The organism is Nocardia sp. NPDC005978, from assembly GCF_040614455.1.
Classification (GTDB): Bacteria; Actinomycetota; Actinomycetes; order Mycobacteriales; family Mycobacteriaceae; genus Nocardia.
This window is the reverse complement of sequence record NZ_JBEXUS010000005.1, coordinates 31,047-54,131: the sequence shown is the minus strand read 5'-3', so window position 1 is coordinate 54,131 and position 23,085 is coordinate 31,047. Positions and strand designations below refer to the sequence as shown.

Here is a 23,085-nt window from a genome sequence, read left to right as displayed (position 1 = left end):
GACGACGAAGGAGCCGTACATGCCGGTGATGCGGCGATTCTGGATCGAGTTCGATCCGGGGTACTCGCGCGCCCTGTGGTGGATCGGGTCGTATGCCGGTGTCACCGGATACGACGAGCAGCACTGTCTGGGGATGGTGGCGGACCTGCTCACCGACGGCGCCGAGTTGCCCCCGGTACGCCACATCACCCCGGACGTCGTGGTCGACGACGAACTCCCGGTGAGCATTCGCGAACTGGGAGTTACGGTGTGGCCGGGTGTCTGGTATCCGTCGATGAACCTCAGGTACGGACCGAACTTCACCCGGCTACCACCGTGGAATTCCACTCGGCACCCCGAGTAGCGCACGTCCACCAACGCGGCAACGAATCCGACCCGGCCACAGCGGGTAGCGGGCGAGCGGGAAGGCCGGCGGTGGCCTAGGCGCGGTGGGTCGGGTAGGCGCGGGCGGGCATGCCGGGGCCGCCGGGGCGGAAGGCCTCGGGGGCGTGGATCACCGTGGGCTGGACGTATTCGCGCAGGCCCTCGTGGGCGTACTCGCGGCCGAAGCCGCTGCGCTTCGTGCCGCCGAATGGGGCGCGCAGGGACATGCCGGTGCGGTTGTGGGTGTTGACGAAGGTGAAGCCTGCCTGGAGGTCGGCCGCCACCGCGAAAGCTCGGTCCTCGTCGGCGGACCAGACCGAGGCGGCCAGGCCGAGGTCGGAATCGTTGGCGCGCAGGACGGCCTCGTCCTCGGAGTCGTAGGTCAGCAGGGGGACCAGGGGGCCGAACTGTTCGCCGGTGACCAGGGCGGCGTCGTCCGGCAGGTCCAGTGCGAGGGCGGGGGTGAGGAAGTAGCCGGGGCCGGCGTCGGGGGCGGCGGCCAGCGGAATCATCCGGCCGCCGCGGCGGCGGCCGTCGGCTATCAGGTTCGTGAGGCGGTCGACCGCCGCGCGATTCACCAGCGGGCCCATGGTTACCCGCTCGTCCAGGGGGTCGCCGACGACCAGGATGCGCTGGGCGGCAGCCAGATACGAGTCGAGGAACTCGTTCCGGCGGGTGCGGGGCACGTAGAGGCGCTTGGCGGCCATGCATACCTGGCCCGCGGTGGCGAACGACGCCAGCACGAGGCGCTCGTAATCGTCAGGGGTGAGCGCGAAGTCGTGAAGGAAGACCGCGGGGTCGTTGCCGCCGAGCTCGAGGGTGACCGGGGTGAGCGCGGCCCCCGCGGCGGCGGCGATGCTGCGCCCGGCCGCCTCGCCGCCGGTGAACGCGACCTTGGCCACGAGCGGGTGGGCCACGAGCGCGGTGACGGTGTCGGGGCCGCCGTGAATCACCTGGATGCCGGGCAGCAGCGCGGCGACCGCCGTGATCGCGAGCGGCGCGAACGGGGAAGGCTTGAGTACCACCGTGTTTCCAGCGGCCAGGGCCGGGCCGAGTTTGAGCACGGCCAGGATGATGGGCGCGTTCCACGGGGTGATGGCGGCGACGACGCCGAACGGCGCGGGAGTGGTGGTGAGACGACCCAGCCCATCCTGCACGACCGAACCCGTCAGCACCGCGGGCGCGTTGTCGCGAACCCAGCGCAGATACACTGCCGCGAAGCCGATTTCGCCCCGGCAGTCCACGATCGGTTTACCGCTCTCGCGCGCCAGCAGCGCGGCCAGTTCACCCGCGCGAGCCTCGAGCGCGTCGGCGGCCGCACCGAGCGCGGCCAGCCGGTCGGGCAGCGGAACCCGGGACCATTCGAGGAAGTCCCGATGTGCCTGGGCCACTACGAGATCCACGGCCGCGGGCGGGCACACCGGCACCGAGCCGACGATTTCGGCGGGCCGGGCCGGGTTCTCCCGGATGACGCGCGGGCTCACCGTCCGGCCTCGAGCGAATCGAGCAGGCAGGCGCGGCGCAGATACGCGCGGGTGGCCACGGGGTCCGCGGCCAGTTCCCGCACGTGCGTGCGGAAGTCGTCGCCCGCACCGCGCAGCCGTTGCCAATTGGCGTGACTGGCCCGCTGCACGTGCTCGACAGCGACCCGCCGCCGATGCTCGGCCGCGGCGTCGAGGCCGGATTCGGGCGCGCCATGCAGCACATCGGCCAGCGCGTCGCCCAGCCGCACCGCGTCGTGGATGCCGCTGTTCATGCCCAGCCCGCCGAGCGGATTGTTGACATGCGCCGCGTCGCCCATCAGCAGCACCCGGCCCACCCGGAAGTGATCGGTCACCCGCTGATGCACGCGGTACAGGGAGGCGTGCAGCAGTCGCCAGGGCCGCCCCAGATCGGCGACCCCGGTCAAACGGCTTGGCAGCCGCGACAATTCGGCCTCGTCCGCGCTGTCCGCCGCGGTCGGCAGCAGCACCCGCCAGTGCTGCGGTGTGCGCAGCAGGACCAGCCATTCGAAGGGATCGAACACGTAGTTGATCGGGGCGATGCCGGGCAGCGCGGCGGCGAGGTCCTCCTCGACGGAGGCGACCAGGAACCGTTCGGGGTAGGTGCTGCCCTCGAATCGGGCGCCCAGGCCGTGCCGGACCGCCGAATGCGCGCCGTCCGCGCCGATGACCCAGTCCGCGTGCACGGGTCCGCGCGCGGTGTGCAGGACGACTCTTTCGTCACTGCGGAACAGTCCCTCCACGGCGTGGTCGAAACGCACCCGCCCGCCCAGCCCTTCGAGCGCGTCGAGCAGGATCGGCGTGAGTCTGCTCTGCTCGCATTGCACGCGGAACGGATACGGGGTGTCCGCGGCCAGTAGACCGAGGTCGAGGGTGGCGAGTTCGCCGCCGTTCCGTTCGCGGTACTGGAACGTGGACGCCACGATTCCCTTGTCCAGCAACGGTTTCAATACGCCGAGTGCGTCGAGCATCTCCAGCGTGGGTGGATGGAAGGTCGACGCCCGCGATTCGGCGGCCAGCTCCGCGCCGGCCTCCAGAACCGTCACCTCGATCCCGCGCCGGGCCAGGGTCAGGGCCGCGGTGAGCCCGACCGGCCCCGCGCCCACGACCACGACGCTCATGAGGTGTGCAGGGCGAAGCGGCCCTCGACGCCGACGACCCGTGCGCCGGTGAACAGGCGCAGCGTCTCGGCCGTGCCCTCTTCGCCGAGACCGGAGATGCCCCATGCCGGGCGCGGCGTCATGAGATGCAGACTCATGATCGACGAGCCGTTGACCTTCACCTCCCCGGCCCGAATCCGCTGCGCCACAGTCACTGCCGCGTCCTCGTCCGCACCGCAGACATAGCCCTCGAGTCCGTAGGGCAGCGCGTTGGCGTGCGCGACGGCCTCGTCCACCGACTCGTAGGTGCGCACGCCCGCGACCGGCCCGAACACCTCGTCCAGCAGATCGTCCGCGAGCAGGGTGGGCGCGAAGTAGTTGCCGTCCGCGGGCACCGAACCGAACGACCGAGCCTCCCGGCCGGAGACCGCCGCGCGCACGGCGGCCAGATGGCGCGAGTGCACGAGCGGCCCGAACTCGGTCGCGGGATCCAGCGGAGCGCCGATGCGCAAGTCGGACAGGCGTTTCCCGATCGCGTCGAGCAGTTCCGGTGCTCGACCGGCGGGCAGGATGAGCCTGCCCAGGGCGCGGCACCACTGGCCGTTGAGCGTGGTGAGCAGCTCCGCCGCCATGCGAGCCGCGATATCGGTGTCGGCGTCGGGCAGGACCAGCAGCGGATTGTTGCCGCCGAGTTCGAGTTGGCACGGACGCAGCAGCGGCGCCGAGGCGATCGCCACGGCCCGGCCGCCGGCCAATCCGCCGGTGAACGACACCGCCTTGATGCGCGCGTCCCCGGCCAGCTGCGCGCCGGTCTCCGCGCCGCCGTGCACGAGCTGGAACATGCCGGGCGGCACGTGCTCGGCGATCACCTCGGCCAGCTCCACGGAGCTGTACGGCGCGAGTTCACTGACCTTCAGGATGACGGGACAGCCCGCCGCCAGGGCGTTGGCCACCTTGTGCGCGGCCATCGGGGCGGGTGCGTTCCACGGTGTCAGGCACAGCGCGGGACCCAGCGGCAGCCGATGCACCCGAACACCGTCGACATCCGCGCGCAGCGCCCCCGACCGCAGCTGCGCCGCAGCCAGCCGGAAGGATCCGGACACGATCACACCCAGCGGAGCGACCTGTGTGATGGGCACACCCGTTGCGTACGAGTCCAATTCGCTGATACGGCCCAGTCGGGCGTCGAGGTCCTCCGCGATGGCTTCGAGGGTGCCGGGACCAATAGAACCCGTTGCCCGGGCCGCGACGGACAGCGCCCGCTCGATCCGGTCCGGCGCGGTCGCGACCGCCCGGGACACGTGCGCGCCGGTGGCGGGATCCTCCAGCGCCACCCCGAGATCCACCGCGGGCGTGTCCCATTCCCCGTCGACGAGTTCGCGGACGGCGGGTAGCTCCACCCCCGTCATCGCTCCACCTGCGGTGCGGGCTGCGGAACGGATTGCGGTGCGGTGGTGAACAACTCGTTGGCCGTGGCGTCGGTGACGATACGCGCCACCTCGAGCATGCCGCGCTCGGCGGGAAAGGTCATCACCAATCCCATCGCGAGATCGCGCAGCGCCCGCCCGGCGGACCCGTCCATCGAGGCCGCGGAGGTGCCGCCGGCCTTGAGCGCGCCGACCGCGACCTGGAAACAGGCTTCGGTGACCGCGCCCTTGCCCAGCCGCCACTGGGTGAACACCTCCTGCTTGGGCTTGATCGGCGTCTCGGCGGTCTCGATGGCGAGCTGATAGCGCAGCCACAGGTAGGCGGTGCGCAGATTCTTGGTCATCTCGCCGATCAGCACCTGGTGCACGGGGGAGGAGGCGATCGGTTCGCCGGTGTCGGCGAACGTCTTGCGGGTCGTCACGGCCAGGGTCTCGTCGTACACTTGCTGCGCGCAGCCCGCGTACACCGCCGCGATCGCGAGCTGATTGCCGACGAAACTGCCCCTGCTCATGGTGAGCATCTTGGTGAACGCGCCCGGCACCGCCAGCGCCTCGTCGTCGGCGATGTGCACGTCGTCGAGCCGGATGCCGTTGTTGGCGGTGGCGCGCATGCCGAGTCCGTCCCAGGGTGCGCGCACGCTCACCCCGGCGGCGTCGCGGGGGACGAAGAAGGTCGCCAGGCCCTCGGCGGTGTCGTAGCCCTCCAGCTTGGCCGAGGTCAGGTAGTAGTCGGCAACGCCGGTCGCGCAGCCGAACGACTTCTCCCCGTTGAGAATCCAGCCGCCGGGCACCTTCCGCGCGGTGGTGGCGATGGTGATGTTGGCCTTGGCCGTCTTCACCGATTCCGAGGCGAAGTTGGCCAGCCAGACCCCGTCGGCCATCCGGCGCAGGACCTTCTCGGCGAACGCGCGCACCACCTGGACCTCGTCGTCGGCGAAGAGCCCGGCATCGATGGCCTCCAGGGGGAGCAGGCCACGCGAGGCGCTGGTGTTGTGGAAGAAGTAGGCCAGCGCCGTCGACGGGCACGCGGTACCCATGGCGAAGGTGGCCGCGGCGAGATCGCGCAGAGTGCCGCCCAGACCGCCGAACTTCTCCGGCACCACCAGTCCGAGCAGGCCCGCGTCGCGCAGTAACCCGACGTGTGACGGCGGGAAGGTCGCGGTGCGGTCGGCCTCGGCCGCGGCGGCGCGCAGGGCGGGCAGAATCGAATCGACACGGTGCGCGCGTTCGAGTTCCGCGGCGGTCATGTCTTCGACGAGTCGTTCGCCGATCATCGGGCAATCCCCTCGTAGTAGGTGCGGTCGTGATAGATGAGCGGGGGCGCGGGGCGGGGAACGGCGGCATCGCGAACCAGACCCAGCACGATGGTGTGGTCGCCGGCGGGATGGCGGGCGGCGACCTCGCAGTCGACCCAGGCCACGGCATCGGCGAGCACCGGCGCGCCCGTGCACGCCGAACGCCAGCGGCCCACAGCGAAACGGTCCCCTCCGGTGGCCTGTCCCGCGAAGCGACGGCCGATGGCCCCGTGGTCGTGGCCGAGCACGTTGATCGCGAAAACGCCGCTGTCCCCGATCAATCGGCAGGTGGTGCCCTCCGAGGCCAGACATACCGAGACGAGCGGCGGATCCAGGGCCACACTGGTGAAGGAACTGGCGGTCATGCCGTGCCGCGCGCCGTCGCCGTGCAGGGTGGTGACGACGGCGACTCCGGTCGCCCACTGGGCGAGCACCGGGCGGAGGTCTGTCGAGTCCACGTCTCCTCCGTTTCGATAGTGGAAACGCTGTTACGCACAACGTAACGCCCACGGTGACGTGGTGCAAGCGAACGAACCGGAAATCCCGTGCGCGACCGGACCGAGCGGGTCGTTTCCCATTGGGAAATGCCGTGCCCTAAGCTGGAGCCGTGTCGGACAACGAGGCCGAGAACCAGAGTCGCTCCATCGCCGCGGTCGAGCGAGCCATGGACGTGTTGTTGCTGTTCGGGCGGAGCGGGCGGGCCGATCTCGGCGTCACCGAGATAGCCAACGAGCTGGGGCTGACCAAGGCCGCGGTGCATCGCATCCTCACCGCGCTGCGCAACCGCGAACTCATCGCGCTCGAGCCGACCACCCGGCGTTACGCCCTCGGGCACGCCGCCATCGCGCTGGGGCGCGCGTACCTCGCCCGCACGGACCTGCGCGTCATGGCCGCGCCGGAACTGCGCAGGCTGGCCGCCGCGACCGGGGAGACCGCGACCCTCTCGATTCGTCGCGGCGACACCCGCATGTACGTGGATCAGGTTGTGCCGGAACAGGAATTGCGCATGGAGGTGGTGCTGGGCGTGCCGTATCCGCTGCATGCCGGCAGCTCCTCGAAGGCCATCCTGGCGGCACTGCGCAAGGAAGAGATCGACGAGTACCTCGAACGCCACGAGTTGACCCCGTTCACCGAATCGACCATCACCACCCCGCGCAAACTGCGCGCCGAACTCGCGTCGGTGCGCAAGCAGGGCTACTCGATCTCGCTGGGGGAGCGGCAGATCGGCGCGTCCTCGGTGGCGGCGCCGATTCTGGACCATGACGGTGGCGTCATCGGCGCGATCAGCGTGTGCGGACCGCTGGCTCGATTCGAGCCGCGTATCCCGGAGTTGGTGCCGCAGTTGCAGAAAGCCGCGGCCGCACTCTCGGCGCAACTCGGCTACACCGGCTAGTTCTCGTCACAGCTGCGCGCCGGGCTTGAACACCCCGAGCGCGGCGGCCGCCAGGACACTGCCCCAGATCGTCCACACGTAGGGCAGGCAGCCGTCCACGCTGCGGCGCAGGGTGTGCTCGATGCGGTCGCTCGACCCCGTGGTCAGTAGTTCGCCGAACGCCGCGCCGAAGGGGCGCAGCGTGATTCGGATGCCGAGACCGGCTGCGATCGCCGCGGTGTAGAGCAGGATTTTGGCGCCGAGCCACTTCGGGTTGGTGGTGACCCCGAACGGTTCGGCCGCGATCAGGGCGTATCCACCCGCACCCGCCATGCCCGCGATGACGAGCCCGCGGATGGCGAGATCGGCGCGGTATACCGTGGCGACGCGGCCGTGGGTGCGGTGTGCGATCACGGTGAGCGCCAGCCAGATCGCGCTGAACACCCAGATCGCGGCGACCGACCAGCCGGGAAACAGTCCGACCCCGAACAGCTCCGCACCGTGCGGTGCGGTGGCCATCAGGGTCACCCCGCTCGGCAGGAACAGCACCAGGCAGATCTTGGGGGCCAGATCCAGCCCGCTCATGATGTTCAGCGCCGTGACGCGGGCCGCCGGATCGAGTTTCGGATCTATCACGAACCGGCTGGAGTAGAAGACGCCCAGGTCTCCACCCAGCCAGAACACGAACAACACCAGGTGCAGCAGGATCAACCAGCCGTAGGGGTGCGGTCCCATTCGAGCTCCCTGTTCTCTTCTGCGAAACGCTGTTTCGGAGTACGCTCCCGACAGTCTCACATCGAAACACTGTTTCCACAAACGAAACGGGATCCCATGCGCACCCTGCTGGCGTCCGCCCTGTCCCTGCTCTTTCTCATCGCCGCTCCGGCCCACGCCGACCCGGGTGTCACCCGCGAGGAAACCCGCGTCGGCCTCGACGCGGCCACGGTCTGGTATCCGGCGAACGCCGGCCGTCGCCTGCCGGTGGCGCTGATGCTGCCCGGCGCGAACATGCGCCGCGAGTACTACTCCCGATTCGCTTCCGCCGTAGCCGATTACGGCTTCGTTGTGGTGATTCCCGAGCGCTACCCGATGCCCGGGTACAGCCTGCCCAGCGAACAGTCGATCACCGACGTGGTGGGCTGGGCGCGCGAGCGCGCCGCCGATCCGGGCTCCCGGATCGGGAGCGTCGTAGACCCGGAGACCCTGGTCGTCGCCGGGCATTCCTACGGCGGGGCGGCGGCGCTGTACGCGGCCGCGGACCGCTGCCAGGTGCCCTTCTGCTTCGGGGTGTCGTATCGGCATCCGCCGCAGCTGAAGGCGATTGTCGGGCACGGCACCAACACCACCATCGGACCGGTGGTCGATGTGGTTGCGGTGCACGGGATTCCGGTGCTGTACATCAACGGCACCGAGGACTCGGTGAGTGAACCGGCCGAAGCGCACGAGAGTTTCACGAAACTCACCGGCGCTCCGACATCCGCTTTCGTGAATCTGCTGGGCGCCAACCACTTCGGCCTGGCCGATGAGGACAATCCGCCGGGGGCAGCGCCTGACGCCCATCCCGGCACCGCCCCGCGTGAGCAGACCATCGCGGCGGCCGCGCGGTGGACGGCTCAGTGGTTCCTGGCGCAACTCGGCGACTCGAAGGCTCGTGCGTTCGTCTACGGCGGCGGGACGCGCACAGACGCCGCGGTGAGCGTCGAAATGCCCTCGTAGAGTGCTCGATCGTCCGCGGCGTGAGTTTGTTGCGGGGATTCTATGAGCGAACCGGCACCGCCTGAGCGGAGGTGCCGGTTCGTATCGCTCACAACAGCAGTTCCCGGGCCTGCTTCACGTCGATGACATCCGCGTATTTGGCGCCGAGATCGAACAGGTTCGCCTCGTGCAGGCGGGGGTCGCGATCACCGCAGGCATCGGCCACCACCTGCGGCCGGAAACCGTGCTGCAGGGCGTCCACCGCGGTGGCGCGCACGCACCCGCTGGTGGTGAGCCCGGTGATGATCAGGGTGTCGATACCCGCGGCGGTGAGGTTCGCGGCCAGCGGGGTGCCGAAGAAGGCGCTCGGATACTGCTTGACGATCACCGAATCACCCTCGCGCGGTGCGGGTTCGGGGAGGAATTCGCCCAGCGGGTTGCCCTCCTCGAAGACGGCCAGGGTCGGCACCTTCTGTCTGAACAAGCCACCTTCGGTCGTTCCGGGGCGGTAGCTGACCCGGGTGAACACCACCGGATACCCACCGGCTCGTGCGTACTCGACCACCGTCGCCGCCGCACGCACCGCGTCCTGCACCGGAGCCCGCAGTGGTGATTCGTCGTCGAGATAGGCCGCGCAGACGTCGATGACCAGCACCGCCGGGCGCACTCCCGCGCCCAGCGGGGTGCCGTAGCCGGCTCGTCGGGCGTCCTCGTGTAGATCGGACATGCGAGATCCCCTCAGATGACGCCGGTTTCGGCGAGCTTGGCCAGTTGATCGGCGTCCAGGCCCAGCAGTTCGCCGTAGACCGCGGCGTTGTGCTCACCGAGTGCGGGACCGGCGTGCCGGACTCGGCCCGGGGTCACGCTGAGCTTGGGAAAGACGTTCTGCATGGGCAGTTCGCCCAGTTCGGGATGGGCGACCCGCACGATCGCCTCGCGCGCCGCGAAGTGTGGATCGGCGAACATGTCGCGCGCGGTATAGATCCGGCCCGCGGGGACCCCGCCCTCGTGCAGCTTCGCCAGCAGCGGCTCGGCGTCGTGGCCGGCCGTCCAGGCGCTGATCAGGTCGTCGAGTTCGGTCATGCGCGCACCGCGTGCGGTGTGACTGCGGTAGCGCTCGTCCACGGCCAGTTCGGGGCGATCCATCAGCTCGGTCAGCCGGGCGAACACGGTGTCCTGATTGGCGGCGATCAGCACCATCTCCCCGTCGGCCGTGGGATACACGTTGCTGGGCGCGACATTCGGCAGCACCGAACCGGTGCGCTCGCGCTGATATCCGGTGAGCGCGTATTCGGGCAGCAGCGATTCCATCATGGCCAGCACGGCCTCGTAGATGGCGGAGTCGACCACCTGGCCCTGCCCGGTCTTCTCGCGGTGGTGGACGGCGGCGAGGGTGCCGATGGTGGCGAACACGGCGGCGAGCGAATCGCCGATCGAGATGCCGGTGCGCGCGGGGCGATGGCCGGAATCGCCGGTGGTGTAACGGATTCCGCCCATGGCCTCGCCGATGGAACCGTATCCGGCGCGCGGGGCGTAGGGGCCGGTCTGGCCGTAGCCGGTGACCCGGACCATGATCAGTTCGGGATTGCCCTCGCGCAGCCGGTCGTAGCCCAGGCCCCAGCGTTCCATGGTGCCCGGGCGGAAGTTCTCGATCACGATGTCGGCCTGCGCGATGAGCTCGCGGGCCAGCCGCTGACCTTCGGGGTCGCGCAGGTTGCAGGTGACCGACTTCTTGTTGCGCGCCACCACCGGCCACCACAGCGAGGCGCCGTTCGACTGCTCACGTCCCCACTGCCGCATGGGATCTCCGGTGCCGGGGGATTCGAGTTTGATCACCTCCGCGCCGAAGTCGCCGAGCAGTTGTGCGCAGAAGGGACCGGCCAGCAGCTGGCCCATCTCGACCACGCGCAGATCGGCCAGCGCGCCGGCCCCGGGGGTTGCTTCGGCTGTCATGCGGCCACTCCGTTTCGTTGTGCGCCCGATGCTCGCGCGCCGGGCGCGCGAGAACGGTAGGGTGAAAGTGGATACACTGTATCCCTGAGAGAAACGGCGCGGCAAGGTGAGAGAAGGTGTGCCCGTGGACATCACGGTGCTCGAGGTGGCCCCACGCGACGGCCTGCAGAACGAACCGGAGATCGTCCCGACGCAGCGCAAGATCGAGTTGATCGAGCGTTCGATCGCGGCGGGCCTGCGCCGGATCGAGGCGGTGAGCTTCGTGAATCCGAAGGCTGTCCCGCAGATGGCCGACGCCGAGGCGGTCATGGCCGGGGTGTCGCGACCGGCCGATGTTTCCTACATCGGGCTGGTCTTCAACGAGCGCGGCCTCGACCGCGCCCTCGCGGCGGGCGTACACGAGATCAATGTCGTCGTGGTGGCGACCGATACGTTCAGTCACCGCAATCAGGGCTGCTCGACGGCCGAGGGCGTGCGGCGCTGGCACGGTCTGGCGCAGCGGGCCGCGGAGTCGGGTTTGCTCCGAACCGTCACCATCGCCGCGGCTTTCGGCTGCCCGTTCGAGGGCGAGGTCGCCGAGGCGACCGTGCTGGACCTGGTGCGCCGGGTGGCCGAGGCAGGGCCGCAGGAGATCGCGCTGGCCGACACGATCGGCGTCGGCACGCCCGACCGGGTGCGGACGCTGGTGGCGGCCACCGCCGCGCTGGCCCCCGATGCGGTGGTGCGGTGCCATTTCCACAACACGCGTAATACCGGGTACGCCAATGCTTTCGCGGCTGTCGGGGCGGGTGCGCGGGTGCTGGACGCGAGCACGGGCGGTATCGGCGGGTGTCCCTTCGCGCCGGCCGCGACCGGCAATGTCGCGACCGAGGATCTGCTCTACGGGCTGCATCGGATGGGGTATCGCACCGGTGTGAGGATGGACGAGGTCGCCGAGACCGGGCGCTGGCTCGGGAGGGTGCTGGGCGCCCCGGTGCCCGCGTTGCTGGGCCGGGCGGGGGGCTTCCCGGGCCCGGCGTGACCGGTGGCCGACGGGCTCGGCGTCATTCGCCATTGCGCCGCTGAGCGGTGCCTGCGAGCACGAGAAATCGTCCGGCGGGCATCGATCGTGCGGCCGGTGCCCGCCCGTCCGTGAGCGGACGAGCGTGCGGTTGCTTGAATCCGGGGCTTCCATGCGCCGGTCGAGCTTGGACGTTCTCGACGTCTCAACCGGTGAGCTTGGCGTTCAGCTGCCCCGGCTGTACCCCTTGCCTCTCTTCGCCTCGAGCGCCGGGGGCCGCCTCGGTTCTGTGCTGCCGTGTTGTTCGATGGCACCGCGCAACGGATCGAGCAGTTCTCGCAGGTCCTTGACGTCTGCCGTGTCGTAGACGACTCGAGCAATGGCCTCGGCGTCGTCGGCGGACAGTGAGCGGGCGGCGTTGAGCCGGAACTTGGTGGCCAACTCCGTGGCCGACAGCGGATTGCCCGGGCCGCCGCGGTTGACGTCCACCCGTTCGGTGAGCACCCGCCCGTCCCGGAGCTCGGCGGTGAGCACGGCGGGGAACTGGTGCGGGAAGATGCTGTCGCAGTGTGGATCCGGCACACAGTCGACCTTCGCGGCCAGAGCGAGCCGGTGCGGATCGCGGGCCGCCGCGTCGGTGAAATCCTCGTGGAAGAGCCCGAGCCCGCCGCCGCCGATGAGGGCGGCGGCGACCGTGTAGGGGCCGGAGAACGCAGCGTGATAGCCGGATTCGGGTGCGCGTTTGTCCGCCGCGGGCTCGCCGATCGTGCGCAGGACCGGGGTGGGTGCGCCGAGGGTGAGGCGTTCCACCTGCTCGGCGGTGACGCCCCGGGCGCGCAGGCGCAGGGCCGCGTCGATGCCGGCGTGGGTGAAGTGGTTGCAGGGGTAGGGCTTGAAGAACACGCCTGGCAGTTCCCACTCCGTTCCCAAGCCCTCGGTGACGCTCTCTGCGCGCGCCTGGTCGCCGCAGAATGCCTGGAGCAGACCGAACCGTCCCTCGATGACCGTGGGCGGGCCGGTCAGCCCGTGCCGCGCCAGCTCCGCGGCGGTCACCGCGGCGTGCGCGGCCCAGCCGCAGTGAATCCGTTTCACGGTGCCGCCGGTCCGATTGGCCTCGAGCAGGCCCGAACCCATGCTGGCCGCGATCCCGAGCGCGTGTGCGACGCGGGGCGCGTCGAGTCCGGCCAGCAGCGCGGCGGCGGCGGCTCCGCCGAGCGCCCCGCAGATCGCGGTGGCGTGCAGGCCGCGTTCGAAGAAGACCGAGTTACCCAGTCGCTCGTCGTATCCGGCCATGCCGACGCGGACGGTGATCTCCACCCCGACCGCGATGGCGTCCAGCAGCGCGCCCCCGCTCGCGCCGACCGCTTCGGCGACCGCGAGGGCGGCCGGCACCACCGTCGCCGACGGATGCAGGACCGACGGCAGGTGGGTGTCGTCGAAATCCATTGCGTGGGCAAGTGTTCCGCCGAGCAGTGCCGCGCTCGCGGTGGGCACCCGATCGGCGAGGCCGAGCGCGGTGGACATCGGCCGCCCGCCCCATTCGGTGACGACCGCTCGCATCGCCGCAGCGGCCGGAGTGGACTGCGCTGCAAGACTGTTGCCGAGGACGTCCAGCAGTCGGCGGGCGGCATCGGCGCGCAGGGCGGTCCCCACGCCGCCGGGGCGGCGCGCGGCCACGGTGAATTCGGCGAGTTGATGCACGATCGTGGGTGCGGTCATGGGGCCACCGCCGCGAGGGGTCGTACCGGGGAGGCTGTGCGGCCAAGGGTGCGTAGTGGCGCTAGCGCGAAAACGATCACGGGGGCGCTCATGAGGTCACCGCCACGAGCGGAGGGTACCGGGAAGCCTGTGCCGCCGAGGGTGCGCAGTGGCGCGGCCGCGCGAACGATCGCGGAGGCGGTCATGGGATCACTGCTGCGAGCGGGGCGTACCGGGGAGGCTGTGCCGCCGATGGTGTGCAGTGGCGCGGCCGCGCGAACGATCGTGGGTGCGGTCATGGGTTCACCGCTGCCAGCGGGGCGTACCGGGGAGGCCGTGCGGCCGATGGTGCGCATGCGCGCGGGCGCGAAGACGATCGTGGGTGCGGTCATCGGGTCACCGCCGCGAGGGGGCGTACCGGGGAGCCTGTGCCGCCGACAATGCGCAGTGGTGCGAGCACGAAGGCGAACTCGTGAATTCCGCTCTCTGCCAGTACCTCCAGGTCCAAGTGCTCCATGATGTAGATGCCGGACTCGACCAGCAGCACCCGATGTACCGGCAGCACGCTGTGTCCCGCGCCAGGGGCCAGGCGTTCGTAGGCCGTGGTGTCGGCGCCGGTGGCGACGACACCCTGTGCGGCAAGCCAGCGTGCGGCTTCCACGCCCACTCCGGGCACTCCCGAGTCCGCGCCCAGATACGTTGCCGGGTCGGCATAGTGGCGTGCCCATCCCGTACGGATCAGGGCCACGTCACCGGGGTCGAGCGGGAGGTCGCGTGTCGCGTGCTTGAGATCGGCGACGGTGATTTCGTAGCCGCCGGGCAGGATGTTCACGTCGTGTGCGGCGGCTATGTCGAGAAGCACTCCCCGGCAGAGCAATCCGGGAAGGTTCTCGGCGCCGTGCGCGGCGAAACTTCCGCCGCGCTGCGCCTCGGCGGCGTCGATGCCGCCGTGCAGCGTTCCGTCCTGGCTGACGTGGCTGAGGGCGTCGATGTGGGTGCCGACGTGGCCGCCGGTCACGATGATCTCGCTGGCGGCCGAACCGCCGTCCGGGCGGACGGTGTCGCCGTGCCTGCGCGCCAGCGTCATTCGGAAGCCGGGATGGTTGGGGGAGCAGGGCATGCCGGTGAAGTACGGTCGCCCGAGTTCGATCAGCCGCACGCCGGCGCGCACCAGCTCCACCAGTGGGTCGCGGGTGGTCATCGGATCACCCCCGCCGTGCGCAGGCGGTCGAGTTCCGCGGCGTCGACGCCGTATGCGCCCAGGACCTCGGCGGTGTGCGCGCCCAGCGGCGGACCCGTCCATCGGATGCGGCCCGGGGTCTCCGAGAGCCGGAACAGGATGTTCTGCATGCGTATCGGTCCCAGTTCGTCGTCGTGGAGTTCGGCGATGGTGCCCAGCGCCCGGAACTGCGGGTCGGCCAGGACGTCGGCGGCGGTGTAGACGGGCGCGACGGCGGCCTCGGCGGCGTCGAATTCGCGCAGGACCGTCTCGGTATCGCGCTGGGCGATCCACGCGCCGACGGCCGCGTCGAGTTCGTCTGCGTGCCGGGCTCTTTCGGCGCCGCTGGCGAACCAGGGCTGTTCGGTCAGGTCGGGGCGTCCGACCAGGCGCAGCACCCGTTCGGCCACGGTTTGCGCGCTGGTGGACACCGCGACCCAGCCGTCGTCGGCGGTGCGATAGATGTTGCGCGGGGCGTTGTTGCTCGAGCGGTTGCCCATGCGCGGTTGCAGTTCGCCGAGCTGGTCGTAGGCGATCAGCTGGGGGCCGAGCAGGGTCAGGATCGGTTCGATGATGGCCATGTCGATCTGCTGGCCCCGGCCGGTGGCATCGCGGGCGCGCAGCGCGGTCATGATCGCGAATGCCGTTGTGAGGGCGGTGATTCCGTCGGCGAGGCCGAACGGCGGCAGGGTTGGCGGGCCGTCTGGTTCACCGGTGACCGCCGCGAACCCGCTCATGGCCTCGGCGAGCGTGCCGAAGCCTGGACGCTGCGCGTAGGGGCCGATCTGGCCGAAACCGGTGACGCGGGCCAGCACCACGCGCGGATTGATCTCGCACAGCCGGTCGTAGCCCAGGCCCCAGCGTTCCAGGGTGCCGGGCCGGAAGTTCTCGATCACCACGTCGGCCTCGGCGACCATGCGCCGGAAGATCTCCTGGCCGTCGGGCGCGCCCAGGTACAGGGTTACCGATTTCTTGCCGCGTCCCAGCATCTTCCACCAGAGTCCTACCCCCTCGCGTTGTGCGCCGTGGCTGCGCACCGGATCCCCGCCGGGATGCTCGATCTTGACCACCTCCGCGCCGAAATCGGCCAGCAGCGTCGCCGCGAGCGGCCCGGCGAACAATGTCGCCGCATCCAGCACCCGGATCCCGGACAGCGGTCCGTCCATCGCGCACTCCCTCTCGATCTCCCCGCGTTTCGCTTTGCGAAACACACATGTGTTGGGAGGCATTGACTATCAGCGAATACTACTGTCATGATCGCCGCATTGGTAAGAGTGTTTCCCAGAGAGAAACTGGAGTCGATGTCATGCCGGCAACAGACCTGCTGATTCGCGGCGCCCGCGTGGTGCGGCCGGGCGACACATCCGCCGAGCTCCCCGAACCCATGGACATCGCGGTCGCCGACGGCCGGATCGCCGAGGTCGGCCCGAATCTGCCGGCCGCGGGCGCGCGCCGGGTGGTCGAGGCCGACGGCCGCCTGGCATTCCCGGGCGTGGTCGATGCCCACCAGCACTGGGGGATCTACCAGGAGCTGTCCGCCGACACCGAGAGCGAAAGCCGGGCTTGCGCGCAGGGCGGGGTGACCACCGCCCTGACCTACCTGCGCACCGGCCGCTACTACCTGAACCGCGGTGGGCCGTACCGCGACTTCGTGCCCGAGGCCCTGAACCGCATGGACGGCCGGGCGTTCGTGGACCACGCCCTGCACCTGGCCCCGATGACGGCCGAGCACATCGCCGAAATTCCTTCGCTGGTACGCGATTTCGGTGTGACGTCGTTCAAGGTCTTCATGTTCTACGGCGGGCACGGCCTGCACGGGCGCTCGGACGATCAGGCCGACTTCCTGATGATCGGCCCCGACGAGCGTTACGACGTGGCGCATTTCGAGTTCGTGATGCGCGCGATCGCCGAGGCGCGGAAGGTGCTGGGCAACGGTCTGTCCCTCTCGCTGCACTGCGAGACCGCCGAGATCATGGCCGCCTACACGGCTCTGGTCGAACGCGAGGGAGTTCTCACCGGTCTGCGTGCCTACAGCGCTTCCCGCCCACCGCATTCCGAGGGTTTGGCGATCACCACGGCCGCCTACCTCGCCCACGAAACGGGCCTGGCCAATATCAACCTGCTCCACCTGTCCTCCGCGAAGGCGGTCGAGGCGGCGCTGACCATGGCGGTGGCGTTCCCGCACATCGACTTCCGGCGCGAGGTGACCATCGGCCACCTGCTGGCCGATGTCGATACCGCGCACGGTCTGGGCGGAAAGGTGAACCCGCCCTTGCGGGAGCGCGCCGATGTCGAGGCGCTGTGGCGGCACCTGCTGGCCGGCGAGATCGACTGGGTGGTCAGCGATCACGCCTGCTGCCGTGCGGAACAGAAGTTCGGCCCCGATCCGGACGACGTGTTCACCGCAAAGTCCGGCTTCGGGGGTGCGGAGTACCTGCTCCCCGGATTGGTGGGGGAGGCTCGTAAACGCGGGCTGCCGATGTCCCGCGTAGCGGAACTGACTTCTCGGAATCCGGCCCGCCGCTACGGGTTACACGGAAAAGGTGACCTCGCCCCCGGATGCGACGCGGACATCGTGCTGGTGGATCCGGATACGCGCTGGACGGTCCGCGCGGGTGATTCCGAATCCGCCCAGGAGTACACGCCGTTCGAAGGGTTCGAGATGACGGCTCGGGTCACCGACGTGTTCCTGCGCGGTGGGCAGGTGTGCGCGGACGGGCGGGTGCAGGGTGATCCGCGCGGGCGGTACCTGCGTCGATCACCCGACAGCGCGTCCTTTCCCGGTGGATCCCACGGCTCCAACGAATAGTGGTTGATCATGCACATCGCCGGGGCGACCTTTGATGTCTCGGGTGGACGGCGCCGAAAAGCTCAGCCGCCGAGCGTCAACGCGAGTCCCTCGACCGGCCCCGACAGTGAGGCTTTGACCTGCCGCGTGAAATCGTCGATGAGCACTTCGGCCACGCCCTGCTCCAGTCCGTCCGCGACCTGCGCGGCCACGAACGCCGGTGCGACTTTCTGTGCCGGAATAGCTCGGACCATATCGGTGTCGGCGAACCCGAGATGCACCCCGACCACCTGCGTGCCCTGCCCCGCCAGTTCGATGCGCAGCGAGTTCGTGATGGACCACAGCGCGGCTTTGGAAGCGCCGTACGCGGCCGCCCCCGAACTCCACGAGAGCACCGAGTGGATGTTCACCAACGCGCCACCCCCGTTCTTCGCCAGGATCGGGGCGAACGCCTGGGCGATTCGAAGCGGTCCGAAGACGTTGGTGGCAAAGGTTTCCTCGACGCCCGCCATCTCGGCCCGCAACAGCGGCGCGGGACGCAGCACTCCCGCGTTGTTCACCACGATGGTGACGTCCGTGGCCCGCTCCGCCACCGCGGCAATGGAATCCGGCTCGGTGACCTCCAACTCCAGCGGGACGATGCGCTCATCCGTACTCGCCTCCGGCTTCCGTGCGGTGACGTAGACCTTGCTCGCGCCCCGGTCCAGAAATTCCCGGGCGAATGCTTTCCCCAGCCCACGCTGGCCGCCGGTCACCAGGACGGTCGCGCCCTCGAGTGTGGTCATGTCTGCCTTCTTCTGGCTCGGGTCGGAATTTCTCTAACTATAGTAAACTATAGCTAACGGGAATGCTCGCAACCGGCGATCGCGGCTGATCCCAAGGAACGCGGAGCCGCGAGTAGGCATGCTCGGGGTCATGCGTCCTGCTTCAGATGAGTGGCCAGGCTCCGGACGATGTCCGCGAGTTCGGGCGGTTCGACAACTTCCACCGGTCCCGTGAGTGCGATTCGGGTGACCGCCATGGCGAGGCGGCCGAGATCCGCGTCGCGGATCCGGACTCGGCAGAGAGCCGGTGTCGTCTCGATCAGTGTGTGGTCGAACCAGCGCAGTGCGCCCTCCAATTCGGCGAACGTTGTGTGGACAATGAGCGTAGCTGCCCGCGAGTTAGGTTCAGGGCCAAGTGAACTCGCGACGAGTGCCGCCGCGCCACCGCCCGGGATCACACGGGAATCGAAGTGTCCGCCGGTCGGCCGGACCGACCGGATCCGGTCCAGCCGGAACGTGCGCCAGTCCCCGCGATCTCGGTCCCACGCGGCGAGATACCACCGGCGGCCCGCCGTGACGAGTCCGTGTGGCTCGACGCTGCGCCGGCCGTCGCCGCCGTCACCGCGCCGGTAGTCGAATCGCACGTGCTCACGATCCCGGCAGGCCGCGGCGAGCAGGGCGAGAGCTTCGGGGTCGATGACGGCGTCGTCGGCGGTCCGACGTAGGGGCGTGACGTTCGAGCTCAGCGCCGACACCCGGCGGCGTAGTCGATGGGGCAGCAGCGACTCGATCTTCGTCAGTGCGCGCAGGGAGGTCTCTTCCATACCGTCGATGGCCGCTTCGGCGGCACAGCGCAACCCGACGGCGATGGCAACGGCCTCGTCGTCGTCCACGATCAGCGGCGGTACGTGAGCGCCCGTCTCGAGCCGGTAGCCGCCGTACTTCCCCGATTCGGAGTCGATCGGGTAGCCCAGCGCGCGCAGGCGATCGACGTCTCGGCGCACGGTTCGCTCGGTCACCTCGAGCCGTGCGGCCAGCTCACCACACTGCCAGAAGCGATGGGTTTGCAGCAGCGAGAGCAATCGAAGCGCTCGCCCCGTCGGATTGTTCGGCATGCGGTCAGTCTGCCGAATCTCCCGGACAGATCCTGTCCGCAATGACCCCTACGGTCGCGGCACCGCATCGATCCGCCTATCGGATCGGTCCTCACGTTCAAGGAGTACCCATGCCCGCCGACTTTCCCCAGCCGACCCTGGTATCGGTCAACGGAGTCGAACTCGAAGTCTTCGAATCAGGCCGGCACAATGCCGGGAAGCCGATCGTGCTGTGCCACGGATGGCCCGAGCACGCTTACTCGTGGCGTCATCAGGTGCCCGCGCTCGTGGCCGCCGGCTACCACGTCATCGTCCCGAATCAGCGCGGCTACGGCCGTTCGTCCCGGCCGGACGCTGTAACGGATTACGACATCGAGCATCTGGCGGGTGACCTCGTCGCGCTGCTCGATCACTACGAGTACGACGACGCGGTCTTCGCCGGGCACGACTGGGGGTCCTTCGTCGTCTGGGGCCTGACCCTGCTGCACCCGGAGCGTGTGAGCAAGGTGATCAACCTGAGCCTGCCGTACCCCGAGCGAGGTGAGACGCCGTGGATCGAATCGATGGAAGCCGCGCTGGGTGGTGACTTCTATTTCGTGCACTTCAACCGGCAGCCGGGGGTTGCGGACGCGGTCCTCGACGCGAACGCTTCTCCGTTCCTACGCAACATCTTTCGCAAGAACCTACCGCCCGCCGAGCCGCGGCCAGGCATGGTGATGATCGAGTTGGCTCGTGCGGAATCACCGCTCGGCGAGCCGGTCATGAGCGAACAGGAGCTGGAGGTCTTCGTCACCGCGTTCGAGGACACGGGGTTCACGGGCAGCATCAACTGGTATCGCAACCTCGATCGGAACTGGCGGTTGCTGGCGGGTGTGGACCCGGTCATCCGGCAGCCGGTGCTGATGATCTACGGCGAACACGACACGGTTGCCCGGGCAGAGAACATGACGAAGTTCGTGCCCAATGCGGACGAGGTGACGGTGGAGAGCGGGCATTGGGTTCAGCAGGAGCAGCCGGAGGTGGTTAATCGGCTGATGCTGGATTGGTTGCGGCGGCAGGATGCGGTCGGTTAGGCGCGGGCTCAGTGGCTCCCGGTCGGAATCTGCTGTGGCACTGCATGTGTGGTCCCGACCTTCGGTGGAATATGAGCTGCGCCGCCGGTCGAGGTGTCTGCGCGCTCTGATGTGGCCGCCGATCTGCCGGTGCCGACCCGTCGTTCTGGGCCACCCGCCCCTCGGGCGTCGGCGACTGTGCCGGCAATTGTTATCGGGGCTCGTACAGGCTGCGAAGCTGGGCTTTGTAGATCTTTCCGGAGTCGTCGCGCGGTAGGGTCTCGACCACCTTGATGACGGCAGGGACCTTGTAATCGGCCAGAAGCCCGGTGAGTTCGGAACGTACGGCCTGCTCGGTAAGGGTGGTGCCGGGGCGAGTCACGATGTGGGCCGCGACCTGTTCGCCGAGGTCGCCGGGGTGCGGGATGCCGAAGACGGCGACGTCTTCGACCTGGGGAAGCGTGCTGATCGCGGCCTCGATCTCGGCTGGGTAGGTGTTGACGCCGCCGATGTTGATCAGCTCGCTGCCGCGGCCTGTTAGGTAGAGGTACCCGTCGTCGTCGAGGTACCCGAGGTCGCCGACGTGGATCATGCCGGGGAACGGGCTGGGTTCCGAGCGAATTCGGTTGAGGTAGGCGAAGTTCGGCCAGTAGTCGGCGCCTTTGACGAATACGCGGCCGGTCTCACCGGTCGGAAGTGCTTTGTCGTTATCGTCGGCGATGGTGACCGCCGCTCCGTCCTGCGGCCGTCCCACGCTCCCCGGGCGCTCGAGCCATTCGGTGGCGTTGATCCAGGTGACAGCTCCGGTTTCGCTACAGCCGTAGAACTCCCACAGCGCGTCGCCGAACCAGTCGATTGCGGCGCGCTTGACCGCCGGTGGGCAGGGCGCGGCGGAATGGATGAGGTGGGTCAGGCTGCCGATGTCGTAACGGGCGCGAACTTCCGCAGGCAGCGACAGCAGCCGGGAGAGCATGGTGGGAACGATCTTGGCGTGCTGGATGCGGTTGCGCTGCACCAGTTCGAGGAACCGCTCGGCGTTCCAGCGCGGCATGAGGGTGATGCTGGTCCCCATCCGCAGCGCGAGCATGGCGACGGCGTTCGGGCTGGTGTGATAGAGCGGTCCCGCGACCAGCATCTGCCCACCCGCCGTCAGTCCCATACGGTTGGCGGTCGCGCCGGCGATGGCCAGCAGCTGCTCGGACGTCATGCGCTGACGCAGTACGCCTTTCGGGCTCCCTGTGGTTCCGGAGGTGTAGATCAGCCCCATGGAATCGGCGATGGCGCCGTCGATCCACCCCAGCGGTTCGCCGTCCCCGATCCACTCCTCGAGCCCCGGGTGCCTGCCGGTGGTGCGCCGCAGATTGGGATCGAGTTCGGCCGCAGCGAGAAGCTCAGCCGCCATGGGGATTTCGACGATGCCGGTCTGCGTTCCGGCTGTGCAGGCCGCCTCCTCGATGGTGGAAACAAATTCGGTATGGGCAAATACCAGCTCGACCCCGGCGTCGGAGATCACATGCGCGACCTCCGCCGCCCGCCACCGGGTGTTGATCGGCACGGGGTTCGCCCCACACGAAGCCACGGCAAGCGAAACTTCAAGAAACTCGATGTCGTTCCGCGCCATGATCCCAACCCGCTGCCCCCTCCCCACACCCCGCTGCCTCAGCTGCGCCGCGAGCCGCCCGGCACGCAGGTGTACCTCGGGCTGGGATCGGACGCGCCCGCCACACGAGATGGTCGGTTCCGCCGCGGTCGAGTCACCCATGGCGCAGAGTCTGCCATTTCCGGGGCGCGGCGAGCACCATCGATGGGCCCTTGACTCGTTTCCGGAGTGAGTCCATCGGGCCGACACGGAGGCGGGATTCCCAGCCCGCAAGTTCAGATGTCATGGGCAGTCGGATGCTGGACGATGCGTATGTGATTGACCGATGGGGCCTCTAGTTCGACGAGATGCACCAGGTTCTGGGCATATTGGTCGTGTGAGGTCCGGAAGTTTTGGCCCTGTCAGCAGCCCTTGCGCGGCGTGTCGGAACGTAACACTTAACGCCGCTTTACTGTCCGTGAATCGGTACGGACTCTTGGTGGGTGACTACGTTCGAACAGAGGAGTCTGGCTGTTGCGCAGCTGAGCCTTCTGATAAGTACCATCGTTGCGATCCTCCTGATAGTCCAGTTGTGGTTCCTACGCCGCCAGATAGCGGATGCTCGACGAGCGCTTGATGATTCGACCCAGCAGGCTGCCGAAGAGACGACGCGAAGACGACGCGCAGAGACCCTCCGTCATTTCACCCTGACGGTCGAGGATCAGTATGAGCTGCAAGCAAAGGTCCCGATCATGCAGGAGAATGCACCCGAGCACCTGGCCTTCCGGCAAAGGGCTTCGGTCGTAGGTTCGGAGGAGTTCGACCACCTTCGCAAGCTGTTCAGCTACTACGAGCATCTGGCCGCCGGCGTGAATCTCGGCATTTTCAGTTTCACCGTGATCGACCGCACCGCCGGCGCTCGGCTACAACGGATCTGGAGGATGTACACGCCCTGGGTCATGGACGAGCGGGAACGGATCAAACGCAAGCGACTCTACGAGGAGTTCGAAACGCTGGCGAACAAACTGTCGGACGTCAGCCCCCTGCCACCCCCGGTCGACCCTGCGTAGCTCCAAAGCGTCCCGGGCGAGGATGTCGTTGGCTTGCCGTCTCGCAGATTCGGCAGCGGCCGCAGGCCGGTTGATCGAACCCACCCGGCCCGTTCGGGTCGAGCGGGTACGTGC

General features: G+C 68.9%; 22 protein-coding genes. 7 read left to right on the top strand and 15 right to left on the bottom strand.

Annotated elements, in window-relative coordinates:
- Window positions 1–19: 19 nt before the first annotated feature.
- Window positions 20–343 carry a hypothetical protein gene (locus ABZ319_RS03600; RefSeq protein WP_354984730.1) on the top strand — a complete coding sequence of 108 codons (324 nt, stop codon included), beginning with the start codon at window positions 20–22 and terminating at the stop codon, window positions 341–343.
- A 76-nt stretch (window positions 344–419) separates the two neighbouring features.
- On the opposite strand, the gene ABZ319_RS03595 is transcribed toward ABZ319_RS03600, so the two are convergent.
- Genes ABZ319_RS03595 through ABZ319_RS03575 form a run of 5 tightly spaced genes read right to left on the bottom strand, consistent with a single transcriptional unit; the run spans window position 420 to window position 6,145 of the window.
- Window positions 420–1,847, bottom strand: a complete 1,428-nt coding sequence (locus ABZ319_RS03595; protein WP_354984729.1) for an aldehyde dehydrogenase family protein — start codon at window positions 1,845–1,847, stop codon at window positions 420–422.
- Complete coding sequence (locus ABZ319_RS03590) at window positions 1,844–2,986, bottom strand: FAD-dependent oxidoreductase (RefSeq protein ID WP_354984728.1); 1,143 nt, start codon at window positions 2,984–2,986, stop codon at window positions 1,844–1,846. Before ABZ319_RS03590 ends, ABZ319_RS03595 begins: the two co-directional genes overlap by 4 nt.
- Window positions 2,983–4,374, bottom strand: a complete 1,392-nt coding sequence (locus ABZ319_RS03585; protein WP_354984727.1) for an aldehyde dehydrogenase family protein — start codon at window positions 4,372–4,374, stop codon at window positions 2,983–2,985. The genes ABZ319_RS03590 and ABZ319_RS03585 overlap by 4 nt, the downstream gene beginning before the upstream one ends.
- Window positions 4,371–5,666: an acyl-CoA dehydrogenase family protein gene (locus ABZ319_RS03580; protein WP_354984726.1), complete on the bottom strand. Its 1,296-nt coding sequence runs from the start codon at window positions 5,664–5,666 to the stop codon at window positions 4,371–4,373. Before ABZ319_RS03580 ends, ABZ319_RS03585 begins: the two co-directional genes overlap by 4 nt.
- A complete protein-coding gene (locus ABZ319_RS03575; RefSeq protein WP_354984725.1) occupies window positions 5,663–6,145 on the bottom strand; it encodes a flavin reductase family protein in 483 nt (160 codons plus the stop codon). The genes ABZ319_RS03580 and ABZ319_RS03575 overlap by 4 nt, the downstream gene beginning before the upstream one ends.
- 149 nt (window positions 6,146–6,294) lie before the next feature.
- On the opposite strand from ABZ319_RS03575, the gene ABZ319_RS03570 reads away from it, so the two are divergent.
- Complete coding sequence (locus tag ABZ319_RS03570; protein ID WP_354984724.1) at window positions 6,295–7,080, top strand: IclR family transcriptional regulator; 786 nt, start codon at window positions 6,295–6,297, stop codon at window positions 7,078–7,080.
- A 6-nt stretch (window positions 7,081–7,086) separates the two neighbouring features.
- Here the strand turns inward: ABZ319_RS03570 and ABZ319_RS03565 are convergent, their stop codons facing one another.
- On the bottom strand, window positions 7,087–7,794 hold the full coding sequence (locus tag ABZ319_RS03565; protein ID WP_354984723.1) for a hypothetical protein: 708 nt from the start codon (window positions 7,792–7,794) through the stop codon (window positions 7,087–7,089).
- Between the two features lie 96 nt (window positions 7,795–7,890).
- On the opposite strand from ABZ319_RS03565, the gene ABZ319_RS03560 reads away from it, so the two are divergent.
- Window positions 7,891–8,775, top strand: coding sequence for a hypothetical protein (locus ABZ319_RS03560; RefSeq protein WP_354984722.1), 885 nt, complete (start codon window positions 7,891–7,893; stop codon window positions 8,773–8,775).
- A gap of 88 nt (window positions 8,776–8,863) precedes the next feature.
- On the opposite strand, the gene ABZ319_RS03555 is transcribed toward ABZ319_RS03560, so the two are convergent.
- Both ABZ319_RS03555 and ABZ319_RS03550 read right to left on the bottom strand, forming a co-directional pair.
- Window positions 8,864–9,481, bottom strand: a complete 618-nt coding sequence (locus ABZ319_RS03555) for an isochorismatase family protein (RefSeq protein WP_354984721.1) — start codon at window positions 9,479–9,481, stop codon at window positions 8,864–8,866.
- An 11-nt stretch (window positions 9,482–9,492) separates the two neighbouring features.
- Window positions 9,493–10,707: a CoA transferase gene (locus tag ABZ319_RS03550; RefSeq protein WP_354984720.1), complete on the bottom strand. Its 1,215-nt coding sequence runs from the start codon at window positions 10,705–10,707 to the stop codon at window positions 9,493–9,495.
- Window positions 10,708–10,831: 124 nt separating this feature from the next.
- On the opposite strand from ABZ319_RS03550, the gene ABZ319_RS03545 reads away from it, so the two are divergent.
- A complete protein-coding gene (locus tag ABZ319_RS03545) occupies window positions 10,832–11,728 on the top strand; it encodes a hydroxymethylglutaryl-CoA lyase (protein ID WP_354984719.1) in 897 nt (298 codons plus the stop codon).
- A gap of 204 nt (window positions 11,729–11,932) precedes the next feature.
- Here the strand turns inward: ABZ319_RS03545 and ABZ319_RS03540 are convergent, their stop codons facing one another.
- Genes ABZ319_RS03540 through ABZ319_RS03525 form a run of 4 tightly spaced genes read right to left on the bottom strand, consistent with a single transcriptional unit; the run spans window position 11,933 to window position 15,790 of the window.
- Window positions 11,933–13,426: an MmgE/PrpD family protein gene (locus ABZ319_RS03540; protein WP_354984718.1), complete on the bottom strand. Its 1,494-nt coding sequence runs from the start codon at window positions 13,424–13,426 to the stop codon at window positions 11,933–11,935.
- Entirely contained in the window at window positions 13,423–13,797 is a 375-nt protein-coding gene (locus ABZ319_RS03535; protein ID WP_354984717.1) for a hypothetical protein, read from the bottom strand. The genes ABZ319_RS03540 and ABZ319_RS03535 overlap by 4 nt, the downstream gene beginning before the upstream one ends.
- Complete coding sequence (locus tag ABZ319_RS03530; protein ID WP_354984716.1) at window positions 13,794–14,606, bottom strand: cyclase family protein; 813 nt, start codon at window positions 14,604–14,606, stop codon at window positions 13,794–13,796. Before ABZ319_RS03530 ends, ABZ319_RS03535 begins: the two co-directional genes overlap by 4 nt.
- Entirely contained in the window at window positions 14,603–15,790 is a 1,188-nt protein-coding gene (locus ABZ319_RS03525) for a CoA transferase (protein WP_354984715.1), read from the bottom strand. The genes ABZ319_RS03530 and ABZ319_RS03525 overlap by 4 nt, the downstream gene beginning before the upstream one ends.
- A gap of 140 nt (window positions 15,791–15,930) precedes the next feature.
- Here ABZ319_RS03525 and ABZ319_RS03520 point away from each other — a divergent pair, with 140 nt between their 5' ends.
- A complete protein-coding gene (locus tag ABZ319_RS03520; protein WP_354984714.1) occupies window positions 15,931–17,433 on the top strand; it encodes a dihydroorotase family protein in 1,503 nt (500 codons plus the stop codon).
- Window positions 17,434–17,495: 62 nt separating this feature from the next.
- On the opposite strand, the gene ABZ319_RS03515 is transcribed toward ABZ319_RS03520, so the two are convergent.
- Both ABZ319_RS03515 and ABZ319_RS03510 read right to left on the bottom strand, forming a co-directional pair.
- Window positions 17,496–18,197 carry an SDR family oxidoreductase gene (locus tag ABZ319_RS03515; protein ID WP_354984713.1) on the bottom strand — a complete coding sequence of 234 codons (702 nt, stop codon included), beginning with the start codon at window positions 18,195–18,197 and terminating at the stop codon, window positions 17,496–17,498.
- Between the two features lie 128 nt (window positions 18,198–18,325).
- Window positions 18,326–19,291 carry a YafY family protein gene (locus ABZ319_RS03510; protein WP_354984712.1) on the bottom strand — a complete coding sequence of 322 codons (966 nt, stop codon included), beginning with the start codon at window positions 19,289–19,291 and terminating at the stop codon, window positions 18,326–18,328.
- A 41-nt stretch (window positions 19,292–19,332) separates the two neighbouring features.
- Between ABZ319_RS03510 and ABZ319_RS03505 the strand changes: the two genes are divergently transcribed.
- Window positions 19,333–20,343, top strand: a complete 1,011-nt coding sequence (locus tag ABZ319_RS03505) for an alpha/beta hydrolase (RefSeq protein WP_354984711.1) — start codon at window positions 19,333–19,335, stop codon at window positions 20,341–20,343.
- Window positions 20,344–20,533: 190 nt separating this feature from the next.
- Here ABZ319_RS03505 and ABZ319_RS03500 read toward each other — a convergent pair whose 3' ends face one another.
- The gene (locus ABZ319_RS03500) at window positions 20,534–22,084 is read right to left on the bottom strand and encodes an AMP-binding protein (protein WP_354984710.1); all 1,551 of its coding nucleotides are present in this window, start codon (window positions 22,082–22,084) and stop codon (window positions 20,534–20,536) included.
- Window positions 22,085–22,404: 320 nt separating this feature from the next.
- Between ABZ319_RS03500 and ABZ319_RS03495 the strand changes: the two genes are divergently transcribed.
- Window positions 22,405–22,971 (top strand): DUF4760 domain-containing protein, encoded by a 567-nt coding sequence (locus tag ABZ319_RS03495; protein ID WP_354984709.1) that lies wholly within the window; start codon window positions 22,405–22,407, stop codon window positions 22,969–22,971.
- Window positions 22,972–23,085: the final 114 nt, after the last annotated feature.

Bases quoted from the DNA above. Each gene is read 5' to 3' on its own strand.
- ABZ319_RS03600 (WP_354984730.1), top strand. From the start codon at position 20: ATGCCGGTGATGCGGCGATTCTGGATCGAGTTCGATCCGGGGTACTCG.
- ABZ319_RS03590 (WP_354984728.1), bottom strand. From the start codon at position 2,986: ATGAGCGTCGTGGTCGTGGGCGCGGGGCCGGTCGGGCTCACCGCGGCC.
- ABZ319_RS03585 (WP_354984727.1), bottom strand. From the start codon at position 4,374: ATGACGGGGGTGGAGCTACCCGCCGTCCGCGAACTCGTCGACGGGGAA.
- ABZ319_RS03580 (WP_354984726.1), bottom strand. From the start codon at position 5,666: ATGATCGGCGAACGACTCGTCGAAGACATGACCGCCGCGGAACTCGAA.
- ABZ319_RS03565 (WP_354984723.1), bottom strand. From the start codon at position 7,794: ATGGGACCGCACCCCTACGGCTGGTTGATCCTGCTGCACCTGGTGTTG.
- ABZ319_RS03560 (WP_354984722.1), top strand. From the start codon at position 7,891: ATGCGCACCCTGCTGGCGTCCGCCCTGTCCCTGCTCTTTCTCATCGCC.
- ABZ319_RS03555 (WP_354984721.1), bottom strand. From the start codon at position 9,481: ATGTCCGATCTACACGAGGACGCCCGACGAGCCGGCTACGGCACCCCG.
- ABZ319_RS03550 (WP_354984720.1), bottom strand. From the start codon at position 10,707: ATGACAGCCGAAGCAACCCCCGGGGCCGGCGCGCTGGCCGATCTGCGC.
- ABZ319_RS03540 (WP_354984718.1), bottom strand. From the start codon at position 13,426: ATGACCGCACCCACGATCGTGCATCAACTCGCCGAATTCACCGTGGCC.
- ABZ319_RS03535 (WP_354984717.1), bottom strand. From the start codon at position 13,797: ATGACCGCACCCACGATCGTCTTCGCGCCCGCGCGCATGCGCACCATC.
- ABZ319_RS03530 (WP_354984716.1), bottom strand. From the start codon at position 14,606: ATGACCACCCGCGACCCACTGGTGGAGCTGGTGCGCGCCGGCGTGCGG.
- ABZ319_RS03525 (WP_354984715.1), bottom strand. From the start codon at position 15,790: ATGGACGGACCGCTGTCCGGGATCCGGGTGCTGGATGCGGCGACATTG.
- ABZ319_RS03520 (WP_354984714.1), top strand. From the start codon at position 15,931: ATGCCGGCAACAGACCTGCTGATTCGCGGCGCCCGCGTGGTGCGGCCG.
- ABZ319_RS03515 (WP_354984713.1), bottom strand. From the start codon at position 18,197: ATGACCACACTCGAGGGCGCGACCGTCCTGGTGACCGGCGGCCAGCGT.
- ABZ319_RS03510 (WP_354984712.1), bottom strand. From the start codon at position 19,291: ATGCCGAACAATCCGACGGGGCGAGCGCTTCGATTGCTCTCGCTGCTG.
- ABZ319_RS03505 (WP_354984711.1), top strand. From the start codon at position 19,333: ATGACCCCTACGGTCGCGGCACCGCATCGATCCGCCTATCGGATCGGT.
- ABZ319_RS03500 (WP_354984710.1), bottom strand. From the start codon at position 22,084: ATGGGTGACTCGACCGCGGCGGAACCGACCATCTCGTGTGGCGGGCGC.